Origin of the sequence: Tolypothrix campylonemoides VB511288_2 (assembly GCF_045999855.1) — a bacterium.
Lineage (GTDB): Bacteria > Cyanobacteriota > Cyanobacteriia > Cyanobacteriales > Nostocaceae > Scytonema > Scytonema bouteillei_A.
The window spans coordinates 344,526-370,182 of sequence record NZ_JBFPMW010000001.1 but is presented as its reverse complement, the minus strand read 5'-3'; the positions used below and the strand labels follow the sequence as shown (position 1 = coordinate 370,182).

General features: G+C 42.6%; 22 protein-coding genes, 1 tRNA gene and 1 pseudogene. 10 read left to right on the top strand and 14 right to left on the bottom strand.

The genetic code is table 11. The features are described 5' to 3' along the window. Positions 1-448: 448 nt before the first annotated feature. The gene (locus AB0756_RS01565; RefSeq protein ID WP_038079508.1) at positions 449-1,726 is read right to left on the bottom strand and encodes a ribulose bisphosphate carboxylase small subunit; all 1,278 of its coding nucleotides are present in this window, start codon (positions 1,724-1,726) and stop codon (positions 449-451) included. A gap of 451 nt (positions 1,727-2,177) precedes the next feature. On the opposite strand from AB0756_RS01565, the gene AB0756_RS01560 reads away from it, so the two are divergent. Genes AB0756_RS01560 through AB0756_RS01550 form a run of 3 tightly spaced genes read left to right on the top strand, consistent with a single transcriptional unit; the run spans position 2,178 to position 5,934 of the window. Continuing rightward, positions 2,178-3,620: a cytochrome ubiquinol oxidase subunit I gene (locus tag AB0756_RS01560; RefSeq protein WP_038079506.1), complete on the top strand. Its 1,443-nt coding sequence runs from the start codon at positions 2,178-2,180 to the stop codon at positions 3,618-3,620. Positions 3,621-3,660: 40 nt separating this feature from the next. Then, a complete protein-coding gene (gene cydB / locus AB0756_RS01555; protein WP_038079504.1) occupies positions 3,661-4,674 on the top strand; it encodes a cytochrome d ubiquinol oxidase subunit II in 1,014 nt (337 codons plus the stop codon). Between the two features lie 48 nt (positions 4,675-4,722). Then, positions 4,723-5,934 (top strand): WD40 repeat domain-containing protein, encoded by a 1,212-nt coding sequence (locus tag AB0756_RS01550; RefSeq protein ID WP_038079502.1) that lies wholly within the window; start codon positions 4,723-4,725, stop codon positions 5,932-5,934. A gap of 88 nt (positions 5,935-6,022) precedes the next feature. Here the strand turns inward: AB0756_RS01550 and AB0756_RS01545 are convergent, their stop codons facing one another. The 3 genes from AB0756_RS01545 to AB0756_RS01535 all read right to left on the bottom strand — a co-directional run bounded on the left by AB0756_RS01545 (position 6,023) and on the right by AB0756_RS01535 (position 8,356). Next, complete coding sequence (locus AB0756_RS01545; protein ID WP_038079494.1) at positions 6,023-6,358, bottom strand: ribulose bisphosphate carboxylase small subunit; 336 nt, start codon at positions 6,356-6,358, stop codon at positions 6,023-6,025. Positions 6,359-6,445: 87 nt separating this feature from the next. Continuing rightward, positions 6,446-6,817: a RuBisCO chaperone RbcX gene (gene rcbX / locus AB0756_RS01540; RefSeq protein ID WP_038079488.1), complete on the bottom strand. Its 372-nt coding sequence runs from the start codon at positions 6,815-6,817 to the stop codon at positions 6,446-6,448. A gap of 108 nt (positions 6,818-6,925) precedes the next feature. Continuing rightward, entirely contained in the window at positions 6,926-8,356 is a 1,431-nt protein-coding gene (locus tag AB0756_RS01535) for a form I ribulose bisphosphate carboxylase large subunit (protein ID WP_038079486.1), read from the bottom strand. A 483-nt stretch (positions 8,357-8,839) separates the two neighbouring features. Between AB0756_RS01535 and AB0756_RS01530 the strand changes: the two genes are divergently transcribed. The 3 genes from AB0756_RS01530 to AB0756_RS01520 all read left to right on the top strand — a co-directional run bounded on the left by AB0756_RS01530 (position 8,840) and on the right by AB0756_RS01520 (position 13,108). After that, on the top strand, positions 8,840-9,355 hold the full coding sequence (locus AB0756_RS01530; protein WP_038079485.1) for a GNAT family N-acetyltransferase: 516 nt from the start codon (positions 8,840-8,842) through the stop codon (positions 9,353-9,355). A 260-nt stretch (positions 9,356-9,615) separates the two neighbouring features. Continuing rightward, on the top strand, positions 9,616-10,743 hold the full coding sequence (locus tag AB0756_RS01525) for a ligand-binding sensor domain-containing protein (protein WP_038079484.1): 1,128 nt from the start codon (positions 9,616-9,618) through the stop codon (positions 10,741-10,743). Positions 10,744-10,939: 196 nt separating this feature from the next. Further along, positions 10,940-13,108, top strand: a complete 2,169-nt coding sequence (locus tag AB0756_RS01520) for a serine/threonine-protein kinase (RefSeq protein ID WP_167844831.1) — start codon at positions 10,940-10,942, stop codon at positions 13,106-13,108. Between the two features lie 39 nt (positions 13,109-13,147). Here the strand turns inward: AB0756_RS01520 and AB0756_RS01515 are convergent, their stop codons facing one another. Further along, positions 13,148-13,936, bottom strand: coding sequence for a hypothetical protein (locus AB0756_RS01515; RefSeq protein WP_038079474.1), 789 nt, complete (start codon positions 13,934-13,936; stop codon positions 13,148-13,150). Positions 13,937-14,154: 218 nt separating this feature from the next. Here AB0756_RS01515 and AB0756_RS01510 point away from each other — a divergent pair. The 3 genes and pseudogenes from AB0756_RS01510 to AB0756_RS01500 all read left to right on the top strand — a co-directional run. Then, positions 14,155-14,302, top strand: a pseudogene (locus AB0756_RS01510) (Txe/YoeB family addiction module toxin); the annotation flags it as partial. Next, positions 14,292-14,525 (top strand): hypothetical protein, encoded by a 234-nt coding sequence (locus AB0756_RS01505; RefSeq protein WP_137986208.1) that lies wholly within the window; start codon positions 14,292-14,294, stop codon positions 14,523-14,525. The pseudogene AB0756_RS01510 and the gene AB0756_RS01505, both read left to right, overlap by 11 nt. Continuing rightward, a complete protein-coding gene (locus AB0756_RS01500; RefSeq protein WP_237266030.1) occupies positions 14,512-16,086 on the top strand; it encodes an iron uptake porin in 1,575 nt (524 codons plus the stop codon). The genes AB0756_RS01505 and AB0756_RS01500 overlap by 14 nt, the downstream gene beginning before the upstream one ends. 46 nt (positions 16,087-16,132) lie before the next feature. On the opposite strand, the gene AB0756_RS01495 is transcribed toward AB0756_RS01500, so the two are convergent. Beyond that, positions 16,133-16,206 (bottom strand) — tRNA-Val (locus tag AB0756_RS01495). Between the two features lie 111 nt (positions 16,207-16,317). Then, entirely contained in the window at positions 16,318-17,655 is a 1,338-nt protein-coding gene (locus AB0756_RS01490; RefSeq protein WP_038079470.1) for a hypothetical protein, read from the bottom strand. A 149-nt stretch (positions 17,656-17,804) separates the two neighbouring features. On the opposite strand from AB0756_RS01490, the gene AB0756_RS01485 reads away from it, so the two are divergent. Further along, positions 17,805-18,581, top strand: a complete 777-nt coding sequence (locus AB0756_RS01485; RefSeq protein WP_050045538.1) for an SDR family NAD(P)-dependent oxidoreductase — start codon at positions 17,805-17,807, stop codon at positions 18,579-18,581. Positions 18,582-18,630: 49 nt separating this feature from the next. On the opposite strand, the gene AB0756_RS01480 is transcribed toward AB0756_RS01485, so the two are convergent. The 7 genes from AB0756_RS01480 to AB0756_RS01450 form a co-directional block, all read right to left on the bottom strand. Then, the gene (locus AB0756_RS01480; RefSeq protein ID WP_038079469.1) at positions 18,631-19,410 is read right to left on the bottom strand and encodes a photosystem II S4 domain protein; all 780 of its coding nucleotides are present in this window, start codon (positions 19,408-19,410) and stop codon (positions 18,631-18,633) included. A gap of 91 nt (positions 19,411-19,501) precedes the next feature. Further along, positions 19,502-20,008 (bottom strand): hypothetical protein, encoded by a 507-nt coding sequence (locus AB0756_RS01475; RefSeq protein ID WP_038081057.1) that lies wholly within the window; start codon positions 20,006-20,008, stop codon positions 19,502-19,504. A 63-nt stretch (positions 20,009-20,071) separates the two neighbouring features. Next, on the bottom strand, positions 20,072-20,467 hold the full coding sequence (locus AB0756_RS01470) for a hypothetical protein (RefSeq protein ID WP_038081056.1): 396 nt from the start codon (positions 20,465-20,467) through the stop codon (positions 20,072-20,074). 229 nt (positions 20,468-20,696) lie between these two features. Continuing rightward, complete coding sequence (locus AB0756_RS01465; protein ID WP_038081054.1) at positions 20,697-22,925, bottom strand: TolC family protein; 2,229 nt, start codon at positions 22,923-22,925, stop codon at positions 20,697-20,699. A 106-nt stretch (positions 22,926-23,031) separates the two neighbouring features. Beyond that, positions 23,032-24,594, bottom strand: coding sequence for a circadian clock protein KaiC (gene kaiC, locus AB0756_RS01460; protein WP_038081052.1), 1,563 nt, complete (start codon positions 24,592-24,594; stop codon positions 23,032-23,034). Between the two features lie 149 nt (positions 24,595-24,743). Then, positions 24,744-25,064 carry a circadian clock protein KaiB gene (gene kaiB / locus AB0756_RS01455; protein ID WP_038081066.1) on the bottom strand — a complete coding sequence of 107 codons (321 nt, stop codon included), beginning with the start codon at positions 25,062-25,064 and terminating at the stop codon, positions 24,744-24,746. Between the two features lie 112 nt (positions 25,065-25,176). After that, positions 25,177-25,485, bottom strand: a complete 309-nt coding sequence (locus AB0756_RS01450; protein ID WP_038081050.1) for a phosphatase RsbU N-terminal domain-containing protein — start codon at positions 25,483-25,485, stop codon at positions 25,177-25,179. Between the last annotated feature and the right edge of the window lie 172 nt (positions 25,486-25,657).

Below are 25,657 nucleotides of genomic sequence, written 5' to 3'. Positions count from 1 at the left end.
TGCAACTCGATGAGAACTGCAATAGATTGTAGCAAGGTTACTCACTTTTTGATACAAAACAGTACCGTATCTCTACTGTTATGTCCGGTTCTTGTATTTTGAGGTTTGCAAGGCTAACATCATGTTTGATTCGTGAGTTACCCTCATGAATTGGTTTGCAGTTGCACCAGGAAACGATAGCCGGGTACGGCTTGCGCCAAGGTCGATCGCGATGCTCCTTGTTTGTGAAGTCCTTTTTCCCAGGTTCTACCTGGGAACGAGAGAAGTTAGGGAGCGAAACCAACTTAAGTCCCTCAAAATTAAAGTAGTAGACTCTTACGCCAAGAAGCCTACTACTTTGTCAAGTTTAAATTGATGGCTACCTCATTCAAGTTCGTAGTTGCGATGCATACGCTAAAGCGCTACTACTAACCTCTCAAAATAACATTGACACTCTACTACAATTCAACTACCGCTTTCCATTGGGACGTTGAATAATGGTTTCCACAACTCGCCGCTTTGCGTTTGGATCGATACCAACAAGGCGCACGTATTCATTGCTATGTTCTCCAAGACAAGATTCTACGGTTGAGATGGCGTCATCTTCAGCAGTGATTGAACTTGTCGTCCCACTAGCCCACGAACCTGTACGAAAGCGGCGCTCATCTACATACTCAATACCAATCCTGTAACCTTGAGCTAGTATCTGACGTATTTGTTCTATTGTCTCAAGGCTCAGTTTTGTATTAGGTCGTTGCTGTTGTTGGTAGCCGTTACCATTTGTTGGTGTTGTCGGTTGAGTGGAACCATTGGTGGATGGCTGATAAGTTGGCGCTGCAGGCGGAGGTGCTGGCTGATAATTTGAGCGCATCCTGATGTTGTACTCGGTCACCAATCGAGAATCATCAACTCGTTTTTGCTCTCCAAGCATCAACTGACCTGTCTCCAGTAAATGGGACAAGCGGAAATCTGGCTTTTTAAATTGCGGCGGTCCTTCAACACTATTAACGACACGCTGGGATACTCGTTCAATCCCCACATCATAAATAAAGTGGCGGATTTGCTCGTCATAGATCCGCGATCGCATAGCACTGAAGAAATCTATCGATTGATTTGGGAAAGTATCTACGAGTTGTTCAACTTCCCGTTGCGAAAGCCCATCTTCACTAAAAATCCCACCGACGATACCAACTTTATCATTTCGGTCTGGGTCCCAGTAAAATTTCTCCATCCTGCCATCACGAATCAGTGGCGCATAGAGGGTAGAGAAATCATTGCCAGTCACGATAATGGGTACGCGATGTATAGGTGTGGCATCATAGCTACCAGGGAGTTGCACATCAGTTGGATTGTCAGCGATATTCATCAGCGTAGCGTTCACCAACTGAGTATTGACCGTATATTGCGTACCTTCATCAAAACGTCCGGCACCTGCGTCTAAATCGTTAATCATCAATACGCACATTTTTCCGCGCACCCGAATCAGTTCTGCTGTTTCTCGGTAGCGCAAGCGAATGAGACGTGCTGGATCTCCAGCATCTGGGCTTTCGAGTTCACCGCCTGATATAAGAGTTGCTTCAATACCCATTCTCTCGAAGACTAACTCACATTGAAAAGACTTGCCCTCGCCCTTACGACCGTGAACACCCAGAATTAAGGGAACTCGGATACCAGGAAGATCGAGAAAATTTTTGGTAATGTGGACAGCAAGTTTGTCCAAAAAGCGAGGAGAAATGTAATAACCCATGAACCGCTCCGATTGTTTCAATCCCTTAAGGGATCGTTTGGGGAAGGATAAAGTCTAAAGGATGAAGAATTAAGAATTTTAAGTGTAGTGTAAAAAATTTCTAATTTCCTACTTTCGACAGTTGACTCAGTTTTTGCCCTTATACTTCATCCTTTGTTCTTCAAACAGCTTCCTTAAATCAATATTAATTTCTTCTGGCTGTAACGGTTCGGCCCTTTTGGAAAAAAGTTATTTTCTCTGTTTATTGACCTGATTGCTTTTCCTTACTGTTCTTAAAAAGACCTTAAAAATACCAGTATCTTCTTCAGTTCTAGCTAATTATAAACATTGAAAGAAATACGGAGATTTTCTTACTGATAAGATACCCTTAACAAAGCAAGTACAAATTTACGCTCAGTAATTTTGCTTAAAGATATAGATAAGGCGAAGTTTTGGTTAAAGGAGCGCGATCGTGGAGTTTTTGTCTGATACTGTAGTGTTATCGCGTATGCAATTTGCGCTGACAGCGTTATTCCATATGCTCTGGCCTGTCTTAACGACAGGTATGGCTATCTATCTGGTTATTGTTGAAGGCGTGTGGTTGAAAACTCGCAATTCCGACTACTATTACCACGCCCGCTTTTGGTCAAAGCTTTATATTCTTAATTTTGGGATTGGGGTAGCAACTGGCATTCCAATGGAATTTCAGTTTGGAACAAACTGGGCACCATTTTCGGAAGCAGTTGGTAACTTTTTTGGTAGCGTCATTGGGTTTGAAGCATCTTGGGCATTTATGCTGGAAGCTGCTTTTTTAGGCATCATGGTGTTTGGCTGGGAACGAGTCAATCCCACAATTCACTATCTTTCCACCATTCTGGTTGCCATTGGCGCAAACTTATCAACTTTCTGGATTTTAACGGCAAATTCCTGGATGGCATCTCCTGCGGGTGGGAGGATGGTTAATGGCAAATTTGTGGTAGACGATTATTTTCAGGCAATGTTTAGCCCATCCATGCCAACTAGCGTTCTCCACATGTTCCTGGCTACGCTGGAGACTTCATTGTTTGTCATTGGTGGTATTAGTGCGTGGTACATCCTCAACAATCGTCAACCAGCTTTCTTTGCTAAGTCTCTAAAAATTGCGATCGCAGCAGCAATGGCGATCGCACCATTGCAAATCTATGTTGGGCATTTGAGTGCGGAACAAGTGTATTTTCTCCAACCCTCCAAATTAGCAGCAATGGAAGCTCAGTGGGAGACAGTTCCTGCGGGACAACCTGCAAACTGGAGTCTCGTAGCAATACCTAACGAGAAGACAGAAAAAAATGATTGGGAAATTGCAGTTCCCAATGCACTGGGTTACATTCTGGAATTCAAAAAAAACCTATCTGCACCCGTTCGTGGGTTGAAGGAATGGAAACCCGAAGATAGACCGCATTTAGTGGGTTTAATTTACTATTCTTTCCGCATCATGAGCGCCATTGGTTTTTTCATGGCGGGAGTGATGTTATGGAGTATCTTGCAGTGGATAACTGGAAAGCTCAAAGACGACAACATTACTCGGCAAAAATGGTTGATGCGAGCTTGGATTTTGACTGCTCCTTTGGGTTATGTTGCTGTAGACTCTGGTTGGATTGTGCGTTGTGTTGGGAGACAACCTTGGTCGGTATACGGGCTGCTTCGCACGAGAGATTCTGCTTCTCATATACCAGCTAGCAACGTTCTAACGTCTTTAACTTTATTCACAGCAACTTATGCTCTTTTATTCGTTGCGACACTATACTTTGGCAGTCGTATTATCCGCAAGGGACCAAGTTTAGACTTACCCATACCAGGTGATGAAACTCAACCCGCAATAGACACAACTCCCGGACAGTTTGTACCAGATGAACGTCCTGTTGAAGCACAGCAGTAAATCATTCATAATTCATCATTCATAATTCATCATTCAGAATATGGGAACGCTAACGTATTTCTTACCGCAGGTTTGGTTTGGGATTCTTGCTCTCTTTCTGTTTCTCTACGTTATGCTAGACGGATTTGACCTAGGAGTAGGAATTCTATCTCTGACAGCTTCTAATGAAGAACGCCGTGGCATTTTAATGACTAGCTTAAGCAATGTTTGGGATGCTAACGAAACTTGGTTGGTGCTGATGGGCGGCGGTTTGTTTGGTGCATTTCCTCTTGCTTATGGCACGATTTTAAATGCGCTATACATTCCCATATTTATAATGGTATTTGGATTTGTGTTTCGTGCTGTCGCTTTTGAGTTTCGCGAACAAGCTCAACGCAAATTCTTTTGGAATTTTGCTTTTGGTGCAGGAAGTTTTGCTGCATCACTCGGTCAAGGGTTTGCTCTTGGCGCGGTACTGAAAGGGATTGAGGTTGATAAAGCAGGACACTTTATTGGAACAACTTGGGATTGGCTGAGTTGGCAGTCAGTGCTTGTTGCCTTAACATTAATTCAAGGTTACGTTCTAATTGGCTCAACCTATCTTGTGTGGAAAACCGAGGGTGAGTTGCAAGAACACCACTACAGAACTGCGAAGATTGCTGCTTGGACAACTCTGATTGGAGCCATTTTAATTACGATTACAACTCCTATATTCTATGAAAGCGCTAGAGCCAAATTATTTGACCCACCTCTGTTGTATGTCTTTGCTGTCATTCCCATTCTTGGAGTTCTCTTGATTGGGCTTTTGTTAAAAAGTTTGAACAATAAAGAAGAAAGAGCACCTTTTGTGTGGACAATTCTCCTTTTTGTACTAACGTTTGTTGGGTTAGCATTAGTTGTTTTCCCATATATCATCCCAACGGAAATTACTATCTATGAAGCCGCAGCAGACCCCAGTGCTCTAGTCTTCATGATTATCTTTATTGGTGCTCTAATTCCGGTGATGTTGTTTTACAACATTTATCAGTACATCATTTTTCGAGGTAAAGTGACAGGCGGTCACTATGGTGAGTAACAAGCATCTTTTCAAACTTTTTCAAGAAAAGCGATCGCTCGCCTGTATATGAAAGAACCTTCCCATGAACCGAAAAACTACGATGCAGTTCTTGGTGGCAACAACCCATTGCCTATAAATGGTGTTGTTTTGGGAGGTTTGCTTGGAGTTAAACAACGTCTGGTGAGTGGAGCTGTTGAGGTAAAAACTGCTGCCCTACAAGAAGCTATGACCTGCGGGCAAGAAGGATTACACTTAGTGATTCAGGCTTTGAAGGACGAATCAAAACAGGTACAAAGAACAGCATATTTGCTACTGAGGCAACGGACAGAACCAGAAGTTTTGCAGGCGCTTGGAAAATTCAATCCCTATCCATTCTTTAAGTGTATCTATACTCTCCGAGATCATACTCACCAAGTTTATTCCGTTGCTATCAGTACCGATGGCAAGATTCTTGCCACTACTGGAAGCAAGCTTGGACTTATCAATCTGTGGCAGTTAGATACAGGTGAGAAAATTGGTACTCTCAATGGTCATACAAGTTACGTTCGTTCCCTTGCTTTCAGTCCGGATGGACAAACCCTATTTAGTGGTAGCCATGATAAAACAATTAAGCAATGGCACTTAAGTACTGGGCCAGAAATTCGTACTTTCCAAGGACATAAAAATTGGGTTCAGTCCATTGCCATTAGCCCCGATGGGCAAACCATCGCTAGTGGGAGTCGAGACACAACTATCAAACTATGGAAAGTCAGTACGGGAGAAGAAATTCTTACTTTCAAAGGACATACCCATTCGGTATATTCCCTTGCTTTTAGCCCCAACGGGCGAATGCTAGTCAGTGGAAGCGCTGACAACACTATCAAGCTGTGGCAGATTTGGGAGGGAAGGGAAATATACACGTTGACAGGGAATCACGAGAATATTTATTCGTCTCGCTCGGTTAATTCTGTTGCGATCGGCCCAGATGGGCAAACAATACTAAGTGGCGATAGTAACAAAACTATAAAGCTGTGGCGAGTAACAACAGGAGAAGAAATTTTTTGTTGCACGGGTCATACGGAACCAGTTAGATTCGTAACATTTAGCCCCAACGGGCAAACAATAGCGAGTGGGAGTTGGGACAAAACTATTAAATTATGGGAAATAACGACTGGGAATGAACTTTGTACTCTTACAGGACATACATACTCGGTGACTTCCTTAGCTTTCAGTCCAGATGGTCATACTTTGGTTAGTGGATGCGGTAATAAGACTGTTAAAATTTGGCGCGGTGCATAAAAAACAGAGGTAGAATTTTCTACCTCTTCCATTTGGGGATAAATTAGAGACTTACAGCTTTTTCACAATTATTGCCAACTAAGCAGCCTTAGTATCTGCTCTGACTGGGCTTGTGAACGATAAAGCTAAGAACTTGGCACTGCTTGATGTTGTCAAAACCAACAACACGGATATAGCAGTTGCTGTACTGAGAACGGCAAGACTGCACTTCGTTCAGAACTTCTTGAGTGCTTCTAGCACCAAACAAAGGTAACTTCCACAGTGTCCAATAATATACAGTTGGCTCAGATGTTTCGTTGAACTCGATCGCGGGGATGTAACCCTGCTCGAGAATGTACTGAACCTGTCTGCTAATTTGAGCATCAGTAAGGGGAGGCAGATAAGAAAGGGTTTCGTAACGACGCTCTTTTGGTAAGGTTTGCATATCTTAATAATGATGGGTAGTTGTTGCTTATAGGCGGTTAGTGGTTAGTAGTTTTCCTACGAACTATCAGCTACTAACCACTAACGATCAACCATTCTCTTGCTCTGGGCTGGGAGTTGAATCGCTGATTTGCGTGAGCCGTTCAAGATGCTGGCGACGGTGTTCCATATTGGCTTGCTGAATGCCAGTACGAACCATTTCCGGTAAGAATTCAGTTATTTCTTCTGCAATGTGCTCTCTGACAATCATGATTCGCAAGGCCAAGTCTGGCTTTTCTTTGAAAAGCTCCCGAAGGTATGCTTCTCCATCTTGAATTTTGTCGGCTGAGAAGCGTTGTAACCAAAGTGCCAAGGGAGGATTTGTTTCGCTAAGTTGAGCTAACACCGTCCTCAACGCCTGATAAGTCAGGTAGCTTTGCAGCGTCTTGGCTGTGTCTTTCGCAATTTGCTTGATGTTCATGCTTGACCCCAGCCCCCTTTAAAGGATGAAGTGTAAAGTTATGAAGGATGAAATCATTGTTTTAAGATTTTTATCCTTCATTCTTTATCCTTTACCTTTTATCCTTTATCAGACGGTATCAACTGCTTCAAACTCGAACTTAATTTCCTTCCACAGTTCGCAAGCAGCTGCCAATTCAGGAGACCACTTAGCTGCTTCGCGGATAACGTCGTTACCTTCGCGAGCCAAGTTGCGACCTTCGTTACGAGCTTGGATACATGCTTCGAGAGCAACACGGTTAGCAGTAGCACCAGGTGCATTACCCCATGGGTGTCCTAGGGTTCCACCACCAAACTGCAGTACGGAGTCATCACCAAAGATTTCTACCAGCGCCGGCATGTGCCATACGTGGATACCACCAGAAGCAACTGCCATAACTCCGGGCATGGAAGCCCAGTCTTGGGTAAAGTAGATACCGCGAGACTTGTCTTGCTCGACGTAGTTTTCACGCAACAAGTCAACAAATCCCATTGTGATTGCGCGATCGCCTTCTAACTTACCTACTACGGTTCCGGTATGGATGTGGTCACCACCAGACATACGCAGTGCTTTAGCCAAAACACGGAAGTGGATACCGTGGTTCTTTTGACGGTCGATTACCGCGTGCATAGCGCGGTGAATGTGGAGCAACAAACCGTTGTCACGACACCAGCGAGCCAATGTGGTGTTGGCGGTGAAACCTGCTGTTAGGTAGTCGTGCATGATGATAGGCATCTTGAGTTCTTTAGCAAACTCAGCCCGCTTCAGCATTTCTTCGCAGGTTGGAGCAGTAACGTTGAGGTAGTGACCTTTGATTTCACCAGTTTCTGCTTGTGACTTGGCAATAGCATCCGCTACAAACAAGAAGCGATCGCGCCAGCGTTGGAATGGTGCGGAGTTAATGTTTTCGTCATCTTTTGTAAAGTCCAAACCACCGCGCAAGCACTCATATACAGCGCGTCCGTAGTTCTTAGCAGACAGACCCAATTTGGGCTTAATGGTACAACCCAACAGAGGACGACCGTACTTGTTCAGTTTGTCACGCTCTACCTGGATACCGTGAGGAGGTCCTTGGAATGTCTTCAGATAAGCAACTGGGATCCGTAAATCTTCTAGACGAAGTGCTTTGAGAGCTTTAAAACCAAATACGTTACCTACAATCGAGGTAAACATATTGGTTACAGAACCTTCTTCAAACAAGTCCAGAGGATAAGCAATGTAGGCAATAAATTGATTGTCTTCACCGCGAACTGGTTCGATATCGTAACAACGACCTTTGTAACGATCCAGGTCGGTTAACAAATCTGTCCACACGGTTGTCCAGGTACCAGTGGAAGACTCAGCAGCAACAGCAGCGCCTGCCTCTTCAAATGGAACTCCAGGCTGGGGTGTTACGCGGAACGCCGCTAAAATGTCTGTATCTTTTGGTGTGTAATCAGGGGTGTAATATGTTAATCTGTAATCTTTTACCCCAGCTTGATAGCCTGATTTCGACTGAGTCTTCGTTTGAGCGTAAGACATACTTTCCCTTCCAAGAAGTCACTCTTTTTACCCACAAATCACGTCACGTGCAACTTTCTCCCACCCCTAATGCCTCCCTGCTAGTCAAGGAGAAATTAGGAGAAACTATGTGTCAGGAGTTACCTCTTACAGAGAGTCTCGCTTTTCCTGCAACAACTTATTGACAGAAATCCCAAGCTGTGGTGAGTGAAAGATCGATCTTGCACGTCACGTGATCTGTAACTTGTCTCACAATATATCAAGAAATCAATAAGTTATTCTTTGAATATTTTTAACTTTTTCATTTAAATTTGTTATTAAATATTTATTTCAACATTTTGTTAAGAATACTTTACAAAGTACCTCCAATGGTTGTAAACCGCAGCCAGAAAAGGTAAATGATGGCTTGGCACGGGTAAGCTTTCTCACTACCAACAGTTAGCTAAAAATTGCTGGCTGATGACTTGCATTTATTGACTTTGAACGTGTACAACTTGGTGTAAAATGCATATTCCTCAAATTGAAACTCAGCGTCTTCTCTTACGCGGATTTCGTGAAGACGATCTTGATGCTTATGCCGAAATGTGTAATGACCCAGAAGTTATGCGCTACATCGGTACTGGAAAACCTTTGTCTCGATGGGAGTCATGGCGCAACATGGCAACAATGCTCGGTCACTGGGAACTCCGTCAGTATGGAATGTGGGCTGTTGAAGAACGCCAAAGTGGTGAAATGATTGGTCGGCTTGGTTGCTGGAAACCAGAAGGTTGGCCGGGATTTGAGATTGGTTGGACATTGCGAAGGCATTACTGGGGACGTGGTTTTGCCACAGAAGGTGCAACAGCAGCTATGGATTATGCTTTCAACGTACTACAGCAATCTCATGTCATAAGTTTGATTCGTCCGCAAAACCTGGCATCTATAAGAGTGGCCCAAAAGTTAGGGGAAAAACTTGAAGGAACAACAGAAATCTTTGGAAGTGAAGCGGCGATCTACGGTATCAGTCGAGAAGATTGGTAAATCATTCGTTATCGGTCGTCGGTCAATTTTAAAAAAGAATCTAGTTTAAAGTTAAAAAAAATACCACCTGTGGGAACACTGAGTTTAACCCAAAGCTTATTCAAAGGAAGGGAGTGGGAAGTAGGGGTACGGCGAGCGTCCGTCTGTACGAAGTAGAGGACAAGGTAGACAAGAGGGATAAGGTAAACTTTTCTCCCCTGTTTCCCCCTTATCCTTAATTCTCACTCCCTTGAGGAAACTGTTTTAAAGGAAGTGTAACCGTGGTGTTTCTTTGCAAGCGTACTCGTTTATTTATCAGTTCTATCCTTTTAGGGTTTGTAGCATTGCCAAACATGACTCATGTAGCTGTGGCAATTCCAGCAACCGTCCGTAAAACCGATAGTCAAAATCTCTTAGCTCAAAAAATTCTGAACGTAGATCCATCTGAATTAACTCCCGCTTACCCACCTTCTGCACCACCACCAAGACAAGATCCATTACCAGATGAACGGCAACTGCAAGAACGTTTGCAGGATACCGATTATCGTATCAATGCTTTACAACAAGATATCACGGGTAACCTCTGGGTAGGTTCTTGGCGGGGATTGTCGCGCATTGACCCGAACACCGGAAAGATTTTAACTCGGGTAAATTTACCAAATGTCACAATTGGTGCGATCGCTCAAGATAAAGTCGGGCGTTTGTGGGTAGGAACCTATGAAGGTTTGCAGCGAGTTGACATTCGCAGTGGTGAAATTACAGGACAGAATTTATTTTTGCCTTCCAAGCGCGTGCTATCTTTATTAGTTGACAAGCGCGGCTACTTGTGGACTGGAACGGATACTGGTTTAGCTCTAGTCAGTCCCGATCAAGGCTTAATCATGACCACCTTAAAGAACCTACCTGGAGTTAGCGGCAATGCTATGACTTTAGATGCAGAAGGTCAACTTTGGGTCGGTACGCTTGATGGTGTGGTACGGGTCAATACTGCCAACGCTTACATCATGAAGCGGATTAATAATTTACCAGGCACAACAGTACAAGCTCTAGCTATTAGCCCGGAAGGATTGATTTGGGCTGGAATGCCAAACAATTTGTTAGTTATTAACCCAAAAACTGGTATGGTGTTGAGGTCTGTGGCACGCTTGCGCGGACGTAACGTGACTGCCGTGCGTTTTTCTAAAGATGGAAGTGTTTGGGTTGGCACCAATAACGGTTTGCTACGATTAAACCCATATACTGGAGGACTGTTAGATGAAATTCCCGGTCTTCCCTCTAGCCGCGTTCTCAGCATTGCTCCTGATATTGGCAATAAATTGTGGATTGGTACTAGTGAAGGTCTTGCGTGGTTAATGCCAAAAATGCAAAAGGCACAACCTCATCTTGCTTTTACTCGCGCTGTTAAGTAGACAATGGAAACTGGGGAATGGAGCAATGGGCATTGTCCGTTGCTCGTAACTAATTTAAAAGGCAATTCAAGACCAAGCATCTGGACTGACCTTAAATTGGCGGTGCAGTTAGCCTCATGCAAAATTTTATACTCATACAAGACAATTCTGTAGTATTGAGTAATAATTAACCTATCCTTTGATAGATGCATATCCCATGATATGTTGCCTTAATTCCTCGTGTCACAATCCACCCTGTTCTGAAGGTACGCAATTTTGCCCCAAATGCGGAACTCCTTTAATAGTGTTGAGAAATCGCTATCGTCCGATTCAATCATTGGGTGGCGGTGGCTTTGGTAAAACATACTTGGCACTTGACACTGATAAACTGAACGAAAAATGTGTTATCAAGCAATTTGCACCTCAAGCGCAGGGAACGGGTGCCATTCAGAAGGCAACAGAACTTTTTGAACAAGAAGCCATGCGACTGCAACAGTTAGGAGAACATCCACAAATTCCTACATTGTTTGCATATTTTGAAGAAGATAAACGCTTGTATTTGGTGCAGCAATTTATTGATGGTGAGAATTTATTGGATGAGTTGAAACAGGAAGGAATATATAGCGAGGAAAAATTACGAGAATTATTATCTAATATTCTCAATATCCTCGCTGTAGTCCATGAATATAAAGTGATTCACAGAGATATCAAACCCCAAAATATTTTGCGTCGCAAATCTCCCTCGTTGATGAGAGGAAGTCAGGGGGATATATTCCTTATTGACTTTGGTGCTTCCAAACAGTTAACCGAGACAGTGATGACTCAACCGGGAACAACTATTGGTTCCTTCGGTTATGCCCCACTCGAACAAATGCAGGATGGGGAAGCATATCCGGCAAGCGATTTATTTAGTTTGGGAGCAACGTGCTTTCACTTGCTGACAGGGATAGCACCTTGGGAACTGTGGAAACAACAGGGTTTTGGATGGGTTACCAATTGGCGGCAATACTTGCGTCAACCTATAAGTCAGGAATTAGCCCATATTTTAGATACTCTGTTGCAAGCAAACCATCAGCAACGCTATCAATCTGCAGATGCGGCTTTGCAAGATTTATACTTAGATTATCAAATCCCTATTTCTGAAACCCCACCACCTACAGCAACTTATTACTCTCAACCTTCACCCATACCAACCGAATCCTCTCCACCAACGGCAACTTATCATTCTCGACCTTCACCTCTTCCCATTCAAGTCCCACCAACAGAGGCAAGCAATCGCGAAGTGCGTCCCGTACTTAGATCGAATGAGGAACGCATAAAACCTTCGCGACCTTCAGTTATAGATAAATTCAGACAGCAAAAAAAATTTCCACAACCCTTAATAGTGACCGGTGCAATTTTGTTAATGGGTTTTGCAGGATATGGGGTGTGGCAAATGACAACCCGTTTTTCCAACACAAATATTCTTTTAAACACAAATCTTTCCTATGAAAAATTGTCACTTGTTAACAGTCTAGAGGGACACAATGATTGGGTGAGTTCTCTTGCCATTAGTCCAGATGGGCAAACTCTGGTAAGTGGTAGTGGAGATAAAAGTATCAAAATTTGGAATTTGCAAACGGGGGGAATCAAAACTTCCTTAAATGGTCATACAGGTGGAGTTGTTTCTGTTGCGATCGCACCAGATGGCAAAACTTTAGTGAGCGGAAGTGTAGATGGTACTATCAAAATTTGGGATTTACAAACACCAGGCTTAAAAAGAACACTTACCGGGCATAAGGATACTGTAAAATCTGTAGTAATTTCACCAGATGGAAAAACTTTAGCCAGTGCCAGTTCAGATAAAACTATTAAACTTTGGGATTTAGAAACCGGAGAGTTTAAAAAGACTTTAAATAGTTTGGGCGAACACGATAAAGCCATATGGCGAGTTGCTTTTAATCCAGATGGAAAGACTTTAGCAAGTGGAGGTTACGATAGTACCATCAAAATTTGGAATTTAAACCCACCATCCTTAAAAGCTAACTTTACCGGGCATACTGACTTGATTTATTCCCTTGCATTTAGTCCAGATGGAAAGACATTAGTGAGTGGGAGTACAGACAAGAGTATTAAAATTTGGGAATTGCGAACGGGTAAGTTAAAAAATACTTTAAATTGGCACAAATACGGCATTACGTGTGTAGTATTTAGCCCGAATGGTAAGACTCTTTTTACCAGTAGTTATGACCATACAATCAAAGTAGGAGATTTAATAACAGGCAAGGTTGAAAATACACTCAAAGGGCATATAGATATGATTATGGCTTTAGCGATTAGCCCAGATGGCAAAACTTTAGTCAGTGGAAGTTCAGATAAAACTATTAAGATTTGGCGTTTGCCCTAGTGGGTACTTATATAGGAAATAACTTAATACCATTCCTGGCTAATTTTCTGAATCAATAGGTAGTGAGGGGCGACGAAGTAAGAAAACGACAAGACCTACAAAAGGTACAAAACGCACTATCCACAGTATTGTAGGATCTTGCCAGTGGCGACGTGCCATGTCATCCGGTACCAGCCACGACTGAAATATCCAGAAAACAACGAAATCTATTAAAAATGAATATGCCAGTCGATCTGTAGATAGTATTTTTATAAGAGAAGTCCAACGCGCCGTTAAATTACCAAATTCAGGACGTGCTAGCATTGCCCAAGCAAGAGAAGCAACAACCACACCTGTTAAAACTAAAGGAAAGGCTCGACTCTCTGCTATCTTTTCTAAGGTGTTGAGAGAATCTTTAGGAGGCTGGGTGTTGGGTTGTCGTATTGCTAACCAAGGTAGATAAAAAACATTTGTCAGTAAAGCAGTACCAATCAGAAATGGCAACATGGGGAAGCGTTGATTGCGACCATCAACAAGAAAACCCCAAAATAATAAACCCCAAGTTATAACAATATTAAATAATCCTTCTAATGCTGGGTTGATGACTGGGGCAGTGCTTGGCGATAAAAGTGGCATCACAAACCAGAAATTTAAGCTCAAATCTAATGCTTCTTGGAATGTTTTAGGCTGAATGTGCAGTACTGATAAGCCTGGGGGTAAATCGCTGAGCAACAGATAGCCAATATAGATTATCCATGCACTCCATAGAAATATTCTTGATGATACTATTGTATGTTTCTGGAAAAAATTTGAAGTTTCGGTAGGTATTTGATTCTTTTGATTGAGCATAGGTTTCTTTAAAATTTGCGATCGCCTTTGGCGCAAGCTTTACCCGGCTTGTCGCCGATCTTTCCCGAATCACATTATAAATAAAATACCTGCAATCCTATTAACAGACTTTGTTACTATGAAAAGTCTATTTGATTTTTAAAATCCGCGTAAGGTGGGCATTATCCACCACGCAAAGCTATTGGTAAGCAATGCCCACCGTACAGGACTTAAAATTTTTTACCGGACTTGGCAAACCTGAACCTCTAAAGCACGAACTGCGCGGGGTACTGGTCGCGACGGATCGCGGATGAGCATCGTTTGGTGTATGAAGTGACTGAAACTGAAATCATCATTTTGAGTTGTCGATTTCAGTATGATGACTGAAACAGTTTGCGATCGCAAAGCGCAAGCCTTACCTAGCTTATCGCCCCTTCACCCATATCTAGCTATTGCTGAATTGATAGCCGCACGGCGATTTCATGAAGCACGAGAACAAACTCTGTTCTTAGGTTATAGCAATCTATTTTCCAAACAGGCTCTAACTGGTAAATTAATTGACAGTACTTTTGTTATCATTCCAGTATTCATCAACCGTGAAAACGATTAACTTACTACCTCTAACGCTTATCTTCCATTTTCTCAATCAAAACGCGGTTGCATTGGCCCAAACTCCCCAACCACATTTAACGACTCATCAAGAAAATGCTCAAAGTCTATATCCACCTGTTAGTGGTTTGAGGGATGTGGACAGTACGCATTGGGCGTATTCAGCACTACAATCCTTGCTTGAGCGTTACAGTGGGGTAATAGCTGGTTACCCAGATGGTACATTCCGAGGGAATCGAACGTTAACGCGGTATGAGTTCGCCGCAGCTTTGAGAGTTGCTCTTGACCGAATTAACGAGTTAATTGCCAACGGTACACAAGATGCTGTCAGCCAGGATGATTTACTAACGTTACAGCGTTTACACCAGGAATTTGCCACCGAGTTAGAGACTTTACGCAAACGGGTTGATGTTTTAGAAGCACGCAGCGCAGAGTTAGAGACCAATCAATTTTCTACTACCACCAAACTTCAAGGTCAAATTATCATGGCATTAAATGCTGGTGCATTTGATGGTCAGCGTATAATTGCGCCCAGGGGTGCGGTCATTGCCGAAGATGACCCCAATCCCACTTTCATTTACCGTGCTAGTTTAGATTTTAACACCAGTTTTCAAGGTTCTGATTTACTCAAAATTCGCTTAGTTACGGGTAGCGATGGTGCAAACGACAGCGCTACAGGCTTTTTGGAACCGAATTTTGGTAGCGTTCTTGATTATTCTATCCAAGGACGAAACAATCAATTCAGTTTAGCGCGGCTTTACTATACCTTCGCTCCCACTAAAGATTTAAAAGTAACTGTTGGTCCGGCGATGGTTGCACCTGATTTCGTGGATAAAAACCGTTACGCTAACATTAGTTTTAGGGACTTTTCCACTCAATCGTTTACAAATAACTTTATTTTACTGCCGAGACCCGGAGGAGGTGGTGCTGTCATTGACTGGAATCCAGGGGGAGGAGCAGTCAAATTACGAGCATTATATGTTGCTGGGGACGCCACAAATAACCTATCAGAAAACCAACGCTTAATTGGTGGTGGCGCACCTGAAAATATCCGTTTGTTCCCCACAGCGGGAGGTGGTGCAGATGGCGGTTTGTTTGGCGACCCCTATCAAGGTTTTGTGGAATTGGAATACGCACCGAGTCAAGCGTTGAGTGTTCGCTTGCAATATAGTGGCGGTAAAGTATTCGGTAGTAGCTTCCAAGGTGTAGGTGTTAACTTTGACTTAGCCCTCAGCAAGCAATTGGGTATATTTGGTCGCTATGGCTATGCAAGTTATCCTAATACCAGCTTAGGAGATATTGAACCTAACTACTGGGTGGCTGGAATCGCATTCCCCGATTTGTTTGCAAAGGGAGGATTAATGGGACTTGCTGTCGGTCAACCATTTATTGAAAGTAATGTTGGTAATGCTACGCAAACCAATTACGAAATCTTTTACAACATCCCAGTGAATGACAACATTCGCGTAACACCATTACTTCAGGTTGTGACTCATCCAAGTAATCAAAATGCGAATGGAACTATTTTTAGCGGTACTTTACGAACCGTTTTTTCGTTTTAAGGATATGTGTAGTGCCAAAGAATGGTAAGTATGCAATGCAATGAAATGGACGTAACTGGATTCGAACCAGTGACCTCTACGATGTCAACGTAGCGCTCTAACCAACTGAGCTATACGTCCGTTTTACAACTTTATGAGTGTAACATGGGTTGCCATCGCTTGGCAAGTCTAATTTGTGGATTAATTCCATATTCCGCCCGCCGTTGGAACCGGGGCGGAATATGGAATTAATTACCTTGCCTGAAACTGGTCGAGTTTATTATTTGCTGATAGCAACAACTGTTGGGCTTCAAGATAAGCTGTAGTGCCCGGTTGTACTTTTCGCAGCAAATTAATAATTCCCTGTATTTCACTGATGGTGCGGTTTTTATCCACAAATTGGGGGTTTGTCGGAGTTATAGCTATTAAATTTTGAATTTGACGCTTTGCCTGTTCTAGGGCGGAAACGGAATCTTGCTCTGCTTGCCGCCTCACGCGGATTTCTGATAAGTTTGCTTGATAGTTAGCTAGTAATTTTTGAGCTTGAGCATAACCTTCTAGGTCTTGGGTGGGAACTTGTTCGAGTCGGTAGATCGCCTGTTGCCACATCTGTTCTATTTGTTGCCACGCAATCACCGTGTGAGGTGGATTTTGACCGGCTTTTGCCGCTTGCCAAGAAAATTGCTGTGCGGCTGCAATTAAAGTGCTTATCCGCTCATTACCAGCCGCCAGTCCAACTTCTTCTTTAAACTCTCGCTCGTAAGATTCAAGTTTCTTTTGCGCTGTTTTCCCTGCTAGGGTTTGACCGGGAATTTGCTCTAATGTATCGAGTGCTGATTTCCAGGACGCGATCGCAGTTTTTTTATCACTTGATGTTGACGCTTGTTGATACTGCTGTTTGGCTTTGTTGAGCGCTTGTTCGCTGTCAGTCAACAATACTTGAGCATTTTTTTCTTGAAAGACTTTAGCTTCTAGTTGCCCAACCTTGCTACGAGCTGAATTAAAGCCATAAATGCTAAATCTCGAACTGTACCACCAATAACTATAGTTGTATTCTGACAAATCATTGAGAAACCAAAGCGGTAAAGCATTAAGATGTTTTTGTGCTAGTTTGACTTTTGCCTCACCCAATTCCAAGTCGGATGGACTGCTGGCTTTCTCAATCAATTGTTCTGCTTGTTCAACTGTCACAAGTGCTTGCCGATAATTATTATCCATATCGATATAGCTAGGTAGCAACAAGATAGGAGCATTTCGTGCGACCGGGCGGCGAATCATGGGATAAGGCAAGTTTGCTAACCAAACTACACCCATACCTGTAGGAATTCCAAGTAGTACTGCAGTCCAGATGATTTTACTAAATAGACTGACCTTTTTTTTAGTACCTCGGTTATAAGGATAAATACGGTGATTGCGTGTTTGCTCCTCTATTTCTTTTTCTATTTCAGCGAGGTTCTTGGGTCGAGATGGCGTCGGTGCCGAACTCCCTAGCACTACAGGCTGTTGACTTATTAGGGATGGGTCGATTCCAGAGCCGTTCTGCGATTTTTTACGCACACTGTTAAAGGGCAGACGCTGAAAAAATGACATAAAGCAAAAGTATAAACATTAACCTATAATTAATATACCCACACCCATATCAAATGACACAGATGGAGATACTTCCTAAAGTGGGGGCGAGTTTTTCAAATCATTGTTACTATTTGTGGAATGGGAAAATAATTATATGAATAGGTACGATGTCTACTGCTTTAATTACTGGTGCCTCTGGTGGTATTGGTAAAGCTTTTGCAGAGGAATTAGCTGCACGCAATACACATCTTGTTTTAGTTGCTCGTTCGGAAGAAAAGCTGAACCAATTAGCTAAATACCTACAAGAAAAACACAATATTCAAGTAGATATTATTGTTGCCGATCTTACAAAAGATGGCTCAACTGATATTGTTTTTAATACAGTAACTGAAAGGGGATTAACAGTTGATATGTTAATCAACAATGCAGGTTTTGGGGATTATGGTGACTTTGCCAAACGAGACAGAGAACGACACCTCAAAATACTACAATTAAATGTCCTGGCATTAGTTGATTTAACTCATAGATTTTTACAAGGAATGCGACAGCGTGGTTCTGGAAGCATTATTAATGTCTCCTCTTTGTCAGCATTTCAACCAATACCTTATGTTTCTGTTTATTCAGCTAGCAAAGCGTTTATTCTCAATTTCAGTCAGGCACTTTGGGCAGAAAATAAATCTTATGGCGTGCGCGTATTAGTTGTTTGTCCGGGACCTGTTGAAACCAATTTTTTTGTGGAGGCTAAATTTCCCCAAACCCTAGCAGCTAAAACAAGTGGGATGTCAACTTCAGAAGAGGTAGTACGCGAATCTCTAAAAGCTTTAGAAAGGGGCTATTCTACTGTCGTTATTGGTGGTTTTACTACTCACTTTATCAGCAAATTAGCCCGCTTTGTTCCCCGTAAAACTTTGCTTTTTTTCCTTGAAAAACAGTTTAAGAATTAAAAATTATGAATTATGAAAATTTCAGCATTTATAATTCATAATTCATAATTTACATATACCTCGTCAATTGCACTCGATACCGATCTTTTTTGGTGACAGCAATTTCGCCAACTTCCAGTCTTCCCTTGCTGCGAATAGCAATTAAGTCTCCTGTCTTAACTTGAGAACTCGGTTGTGTTACGTCTCTCCAATTGACGCGGACATCTCCACCATCAATTAACTCAACCATCTTACTGCGGGACATACCAAAACCAGCAGAGGCGATCGCATCAAGTCGTAAAGAAGCTTCAACTGTTGTTAATTCCTTCTTCTTCGGTTCCCTGACTTTCAACTCCCCTATATCAACAGGCTGAACTTTTACAGGAACCGATCGCACTTGCTTGAGGTTCATCTCTAAAAATTCTACCAACTCCGGCACCACAATCGCTTGTGCTCCACGTTCACCCAGTACGATAATGTCCCCCGTTTTTTCACGGACAATTCCAGTTCCCAGCATTGCGCCGAGGAAATCTCGATGAGTAGCTGTATCAAAGAGAAAATTTCCAGCTATGTCTAAAGCAGTTACGGCGACTTGCGATCGCTCTAGAGGTATTTCCGCACGAGCAATAGCGACTCGTTGGCGTTCGGCTTGTGGGTATCCACCCCAAGCCACCAACTGCACTTCTGTTAAACGGCTAAAACTCTGCTGAACTTCAGCCAATTCTGGTGGTGAGAGAAAATCGCTACATACCACTTCCCAAGTCTTAATAGCTTGTTCGGCTATGTCAATAACACGAGCTACGCTATCTCGGTTTTCAATTCCTTTTAATATTTCTTCTCTTGGTAACATTATTTACAGTTAATTGCTAATGGCTAATGGCTAATAGCTAATGGTTAATGGCTAATAGAAGATTAGCAATCAGCCATTAACCATTAGCCATTTAACGAATTGTTGAATCTGCATAGTCTTGAATATTTTCTGGTTCAAAAGGACGCAATATACGATTTGCTTTACGAATCAGATTTTCTGGTCCTTGAACAACAATTAGGTATTTTCCTGCATTTAGACGGTTGCGATACGGTAAAGCGTCACCGCTACCAAAGACTAAACCAGCTCCTCCACCCACGAATACACTTCCCATACCACCAGCGACAGCACCTAAGAGCCCGCCAATGATATGATTGCCGATCGCACCAGCCCAAGCAAAAGTGTCTAAACCAGTGAGAACGCTAAAACTAGTACCGGCGAAAAAACCAAACGGTACCAACCAATATGCCATAAACGTTGCCTGCTTTTGGGCTTGCTCGTTGGGATCGATTAAGCCAAACTCATCAGCGCTTTTGTATCCTTTCCCTAAAATTGTAGCTTTTATGTCCTCTTTTTCTAAAGCGACAGAAGCAGCTTCTGCCTGGATGCGGTCTGCTAAAACAGCAACAAGGTAATTCATGCTCTTAAATGAGATTTTATAAAGTTTTTACTCTTATAAACAGCTTACCAGTGGAAACGTTCTCTAGGTTTTGGTTGGGACTTCAGTCACTAAGTCAAGAGGCTCGCAAAAATTGTTTACACCTTGTTTGAAAACGTACATGAGAACAGGTGTTGCTAGCATGCTGGGAAAGCTTGGCATTGTTTTGAGATGCTCTAGCATACTCGCAATCGAGCCGTTGAGTAAGTCGTCTCGAAACTCTTGTTGACAAATCACAGAACGCCATCTCTTGGCTAAATCTTCCAACCACTCGGAATTAGCGATTTCTGGTTCTTGTCCGGAGCGAATTGCTAAGGTCATCGCAGCATCTTCTAAATCGCCCTCACAGTCCTCAATTAAATCTAGTGATTCCATTGCTATGGGGTCTTCTGCCAATTGTGAGCGAAATTGTGCAATTTCTTTTGCTGTAACTTGTGTCATCAGAATTATTTTTAACTCTCAACAGGTTTCTTGGTAGTCTAAAAAAATTCTATTGAATTTTTGAAATATCGATCGCGAATGTTAATAGATATTGCCCATCGTGCGTCCCTTTTTCTGATTTGGGGTTGCTTCGCTAGCTTTTGCTGAGTATAAAAAGCGGAGTGTCTTAAAAAGACCTTCCCAGGCGGAGCCTGGGAAGGAGGTACACTCGGATACCGAGAGTCGGTCACTATCTGTTTGCTCTTGCAGTAATCGAGCGCTGCAAGCGAGCCAGGGAACGATTGTAATCCAAAATAGCTTCTACGCGCTGACCTTCCGATCGAGTTAAGTCGTTTTCAGCATCAATGACTTCAGTTTGTGTTCCTACACCTGCTTGGAAGCGCAAACGTGCTAGACGAAGAGCTTCTCTCGATTGATCTACAGCAGCAGTGGCTGTTTGAACGTTTTCTAGGTTGGCTTGCAAATCTGAGTAAGCCTGTTCGACTTCAAAACGGATTTGATTGCGCTGATCGGCAAATTGATTTTCAGCAATACGGATGTTAACTCTTTCCTGATTGGCTCTAGCTCTTGCGGCTCCTCCGTCATACAAATTTAAATTGGCTCTGAGGGCTAACGAGTAGTTGTCTTGTATGCTTTGACTGTCGTCAAACTCGTCTGCGGTGTTGTACTGAGCTACCACACTAAACTGAGGACCTAGCTGTGCGAGCGCCGACCGACGTCGTTGCTCGGCTGCATTGCGGTCTGCTAACCTCTGCTGTAGTTCGGGGCGGTTTTGAAAAGCTTGCACAATCGTCTGGTCTAATGGGATATTCCACAGACCAGCCAATTTTACTGGGTCTGCTGCAGTGATATCAAGCGCCTGCGCTAAGCTCAATGTTTGTGCTAACTGACGGCGAGCAATCCTCTGCTGCGAGCGAGCATTTGTGAGCTGTTGTTGGGCATTTGCAAGGTTAACCTGCGATCGCAAAACATCAAAGCGAGTACTAACACCAGCCCGTTCTAGAGCTTGTGCGTCTCGCAAACTGGCTTGGGCGTTGGTCACAGCAGACTGAGCAATACGCACGTTTTCATCTGCCTGTTGCAGGTCGTAGTATTGAGTGGTGACATTAAGACGAATTGTCTCAGATTGCGTTTCCACCTCAAGTTCAGCCGAACGCAATTGTTCCTCTGCTGCTCTGATGCTTGCTCGTCGGCTTCCTGAAGTGTAGAGGTCGTATTGTATTTGTGCGCCTGCACCAAAACTGGTACTCGAGCTAGCCTCTTGTTGACCGAGTTGTCTTTGGAGATCTGATAATTGTTCTCTGTCTATAAAACCAGGTCCGCTGCGCGTGATGTTAGCGTTCAAGCTTGCAGAAGGAAGCAAAGCAGCTTGCTGCTCTCTAACAGCAAATCTGTTTCGTTCCAAGGTGAGCAAAGCCTCTTGTAAGGTGCGGTTGTTACGCCGTGCTAATTCTATAGCTTCATTTAATGTGATGGGCTGAGTTCCTCGAATCCTGACTTCCTCTGGTCGTGTCGGAAACTGCAAAGGATTTGGGCTGGGATTGAGATAATCGGGAACTTTAATGAAGCCTTGTGAAATTGAGATTGCTGGTGTACTGGGTGTGGTAGGGTTATTATCTTGGCTTACGTCCACTGCCTGACCGGGTGCGGTTGTTGTAGAAGCATCTTGCTTGACATTGACTGACTCGCCCGGAGGAGTCGCAGTCGAATCGGATTGAGCTACACGATTTACAGCCGCAGTATTTGGCGAACAGGTAGAAGATTTAAGAAGTAAAGAAGCAGAACGCCCAACCGAACCTTTTCCTGGTTGCGGGCAAAATTCTACTAGATCTAACATTTGTGCAACTTCTACAACTTTCCCAGTCTTAGGCGTTTCTATAAGTTTTGATAATAACTGAGAACCCGAGTTTTTCTTCTCTGTAACGGGCTGTTTGGCAGGAGTTGATGTTTTTTCCAAGACCGAACCAGTAGGGTTTGAGTTTTGAACAACAGCCATAACTGTGCTCTGTTGTGGTTCTTGGTCTGGAATAATAACTGGGTTACTTTGCTTTTGTGTACCAGAAGCAGAACGAATCTTTTTAATCAAAGCGATCTGCTTTATGGTAGGTTTAAATTCTAACAGTACACCTTGAATTTTTCCTGCTATTCGTCGTACTGGTACACCAGTTTTTCCAGTCACTACGACTCCAGCGCGATCGCTTACAGACTTTATAATACCTGCTGCATTGTTAGTAGAAGGCATCACTGAAGTTGCCACACTGTTATTAACAGCAGTTGCTAATCGAGAATTGATGTTAATTGTAGCCGAAGTGTCTTCATAAATCGAAGAAAAGACACTCGGTGAGGCAATATGCCTTACTCCAGCGGCTTCTGCAGTATCAGCTAAGACAGTTTGCGTAGATAACACTGCTACTGTCACACTGGGTAAGAAACTATAGAAAATTATCTGTCCTTTCACCGCATCCCCTCACACAAAAATATAGCGGCAGAAACCCTTTCTCACCACAAAACAACAATATATCACGATGTTAACTTTGAGAATCGTAATACAACGAAGCCAAATTTTAGGAATCAGAACTCCGCTCATCTTGAAAACTCTTGACAATGCGCGAAAGTTCTGCCTTCTCATCGATAGTAACGCGGGTAGGAGCACCACTGACAATCCGTTCGTAATTCCGGAAGGAATCCTTAATTTCGGGACCATCGGCTGTAATATTGTATTCACGAATCCCCTTATCGTGCCACGAGCCTCGCATTTTAAATACGTTAATTGCCCGCGACATTTCTCCACGAATTTCTACATACTGCAACATCAAAATTGTGTCAGTAATCGTAGAAATATGAGAGTCGGTAATTGAGTGAGAACCCATAAATTGGTCAGTTGTATTGGTAAAGAAGCCAGTAATTTCTTCTTGTTTCGCGTAACCCGTAACACCAATAACGAACTGACGAAATGCATTATTGCTTACCCCTCTTGCCAAGGCAGAAAGAGAGTCAATGGCAATACGCGATGGTTTAAATTCAGCAATTTCTGACTTAATAATTTGCAAATGGTCTTCTAAACCCGTTGATTCAGGATAAGTACAAATTATTTTTAGTAAACCTTGGCGTTCTAAATCTTCAAATTCAATACCCCATGAAGAGGCATTGCGGGACAACTGAGCACGGGATTCTTCGTAGGCGAACAAGATAGCTCGTTCGTTACTGATACAGCCATTTTGTAAAAATTTGCTAACCAGCAATGTCTTTCCTGTACCGGTTGCTCCTGTTGCTAAAATAATCGAATCCTTAAAGAAACCACCTCCACACATTGCATCTAGGGTTTTAACTCCAGAAGAAACTCTCACATTAGAAGAACGTTGGGTTAGGCGCATAGCTCCTAATGGGAATATATTGACTCCTTCATTGGTAATTGTAAAAGGATATTCGCCTTTCATATGTGTTGTACCGCGCAATTTGAGAATTTCAATCGTGCGTCGGCGGCGTTCTCCTTCTAAAACATTCCGCACAATCACCACATTATCAGAAACAAATTCTTCCACTCCAAAACAAGCAACCGGTCCGTATTCCTCAGTTCGCTCGGTGGTGATAATTGTAGTGACACTCAGTTGCTTGAGACGTGCTACAAGGCGAAATATTTCCCGTCGCACGACTCCTACAGCTTCATACTGCTGAAATACAGCTGTTATTGAATCAATAGATACACGTTTAGCTTTGTACTTACGAATAGCATATTGCAGGCGCTCAATCAGCGCGGACAAATCGAAGTTTCCCACCACATCTTGTCCTTCTGGGTCGGGAGAAGCATCAAGTATAAATAACTTCCCATCATCGATCAAGCGTTGCAAATTCCAACCAAAAATACAGGCATTCTTAATAATATCGCTTGGAGATTCTTCAAAAGTAACAAAAACTCCCGGTTCATCAAAATAACTAATACCGTTATAGAGAAATTGAAGAGAAAATAAAGTTTTACCCGTTCCAGAGGTACCGCTTACCAAAGTAGTTCTACCTATTGGCAAACCACCGTGGCTTACGTCATCGAAGCCCTCTATCATAGTCCGAATTTTTTCTACACCTCCAAGTGACGGTGTCCTGCTTGGCTCTGTATACCCTTTTTCACTCATTGTTAACAATTACAAATAGGGATGTACCCCTGCCTTTTATTGATAAAGTACTCTGTTGATATTTTCTGGTTATAAGCTATCATACTCCTACTTTGCACAGAGTCTAAAGCTAGACAACTGACGTAGCATTGAACTTTGGCATTGTGAGTTTATTTTTCCAACTGTTCTTCTTCCTCTGTTAATTCTTCATACAGTAAATCCAATCCAATGAGTACTCTTTCTCTATCTGATAAATCTCCAATAATTTTCCGCACAGGTGGCGGTAGTATTTTGGATAGTGTGGGAGTCGCTAATATTTTATCTTCTTCTGCCAATTGCGGATTTTTTAACACGTCTATCACTTTTAAAGCATAAACACCTTGAAATTCCTGTTCTAGAATGTTTTTAAGGACTTTCAAGGCCCGTACTGAATTTGGTGTGTTTCCCGCTACATAAAGCTTGAGAACGTATGTTTTTCTGAGATTTTTCATATGTTGAGATACAGGCTCTAGGTAAACATGAAACTGAAAAATGCAATGCATTTCTAAAGATTTAGAGGATTGCCTACTTGGCCTGCTATTACTCTCTTGGGCTTTTTTGAACCTATTTTTGAATTGAACAACGATAGAGTTCGCACAGGTGAGCCAATATATCAATTAGTGTCAGGCGGTAATCCAGCAATGCCTCATCGTTCCTTCCTTCTAATTTTAACTGTTTGGAAAATTCCTCAATAAGTTCCATATGAATTTCTATAATTTGTGGCACAGGAATATTAGCATAAAATACTGCTTTGATAAATTTATCAATTTTTTCGTTTAATGTTTTGTCTGAAATGGTAAAGTAGTCTATAAGAATTTGACGGTAATCTGATTTGAGTTGTTGCAATAATGCCTGCTGTTCGGCTCCTGTCATTTGTTAAAAAACCTGGTGGAGTTCTGACTTGGGGCATTTAACTACATAAAAATTTGAGATTAGTTCTTAATTAAGAGGTTGTAGTAGCCACCTGATTGATATCGTTAAGACCCATCCCGAAAGTTGCTTCAACAGGCACTTGGTAGATTTAGGCGTTACTGACGTAAGTCAC

Bases quoted from the DNA above. Each gene is read 5' to 3' on its own strand.
- AB0756_RS01515 (WP_038079474.1), bottom strand. From the start codon at position 13,936: ATGCTCAATCAAAAGAATCAAATACCTACCGAAACTTCAAATTTTTTC.
- kaiC (WP_038081052.1), bottom strand. From the start codon at position 24,594: ATGAGTGAAAAAGGGTATACAGAGCCAAGCAGGACACCGTCACTTGGA.
- AB0756_RS01480 (WP_038079469.1), bottom strand. From the start codon at position 19,410: ATGTTACCAAGAGAAGAAATATTAAAAGGAATTGAAAACCGAGATAGC.
- AB0756_RS01470 (WP_038081056.1), bottom strand. From the start codon at position 20,467: ATGACACAAGTTACAGCAAAAGAAATTGCACAATTTCGCTCACAATTG.
- AB0756_RS01520 (WP_167844831.1), top strand. From the start codon at position 10,940: ATGATATGTTGCCTTAATTCCTCGTGTCACAATCCACCCTGTTCTGAA.
- AB0756_RS01450 (WP_038081050.1), bottom strand. From the start codon at position 25,485: ATGACAGGAGCCGAACAGCAGGCATTATTGCAACAACTCAAATCAGAT.
- AB0756_RS01535 (WP_038079486.1), bottom strand. From the start codon at position 8,356: ATGTCTTACGCTCAAACGAAGACTCAGTCGAAATCAGGCTATCAAGCT.
- AB0756_RS01550 (WP_038079502.1), top strand. From the start codon at position 4,723: ATGAAAGAACCTTCCCATGAACCGAAAAACTACGATGCAGTTCTTGGT.
- cydB (WP_038079504.1), top strand. From the start codon at position 3,661: ATGGGAACGCTAACGTATTTCTTACCGCAGGTTTGGTTTGGGATTCTT.
- AB0756_RS01545 (WP_038079494.1), bottom strand. From the start codon at position 6,358: ATGCAAACCTTACCAAAAGAGCGTCGTTACGAAACCCTTTCTTATCTG.
- AB0756_RS01475 (WP_038081057.1), bottom strand. From the start codon at position 20,008: ATGAATTACCTTGTTGCTGTTTTAGCAGACCGCATCCAGGCAGAAGCT.
- AB0756_RS01490 (WP_038079470.1), bottom strand. From the start codon at position 17,655: ATGTCATTTTTTCAGCGTCTGCCCTTTAACAGTGTGCGTAAAAAATCG.
- kaiB (WP_038081066.1), bottom strand. From the start codon at position 25,064: ATGAAAAATCTCAGAAAAACATACGTTCTCAAGCTTTATGTAGCGGGA.
- AB0756_RS01505 (WP_137986208.1), top strand. From the start codon at position 14,292: ATGATGACTGAAACAGTTTGCGATCGCAAAGCGCAAGCCTTACCTAGC.
- AB0756_RS01530 (WP_038079485.1), top strand. From the start codon at position 8,840: ATGCATATTCCTCAAATTGAAACTCAGCGTCTTCTCTTACGCGGATTT.
- rcbX (WP_038079488.1), bottom strand. From the start codon at position 6,817: ATGAACATCAAGCAAATTGCGAAAGACACAGCCAAGACGCTGCAAAGC.
- AB0756_RS01485 (WP_050045538.1), top strand. From the start codon at position 17,805: ATGTCTACTGCTTTAATTACTGGTGCCTCTGGTGGTATTGGTAAAGCT.
- AB0756_RS01565 (WP_038079508.1), bottom strand. From the start codon at position 1,726: ATGGGTTATTACATTTCTCCTCGCTTTTTGGACAAACTTGCTGTCCAC.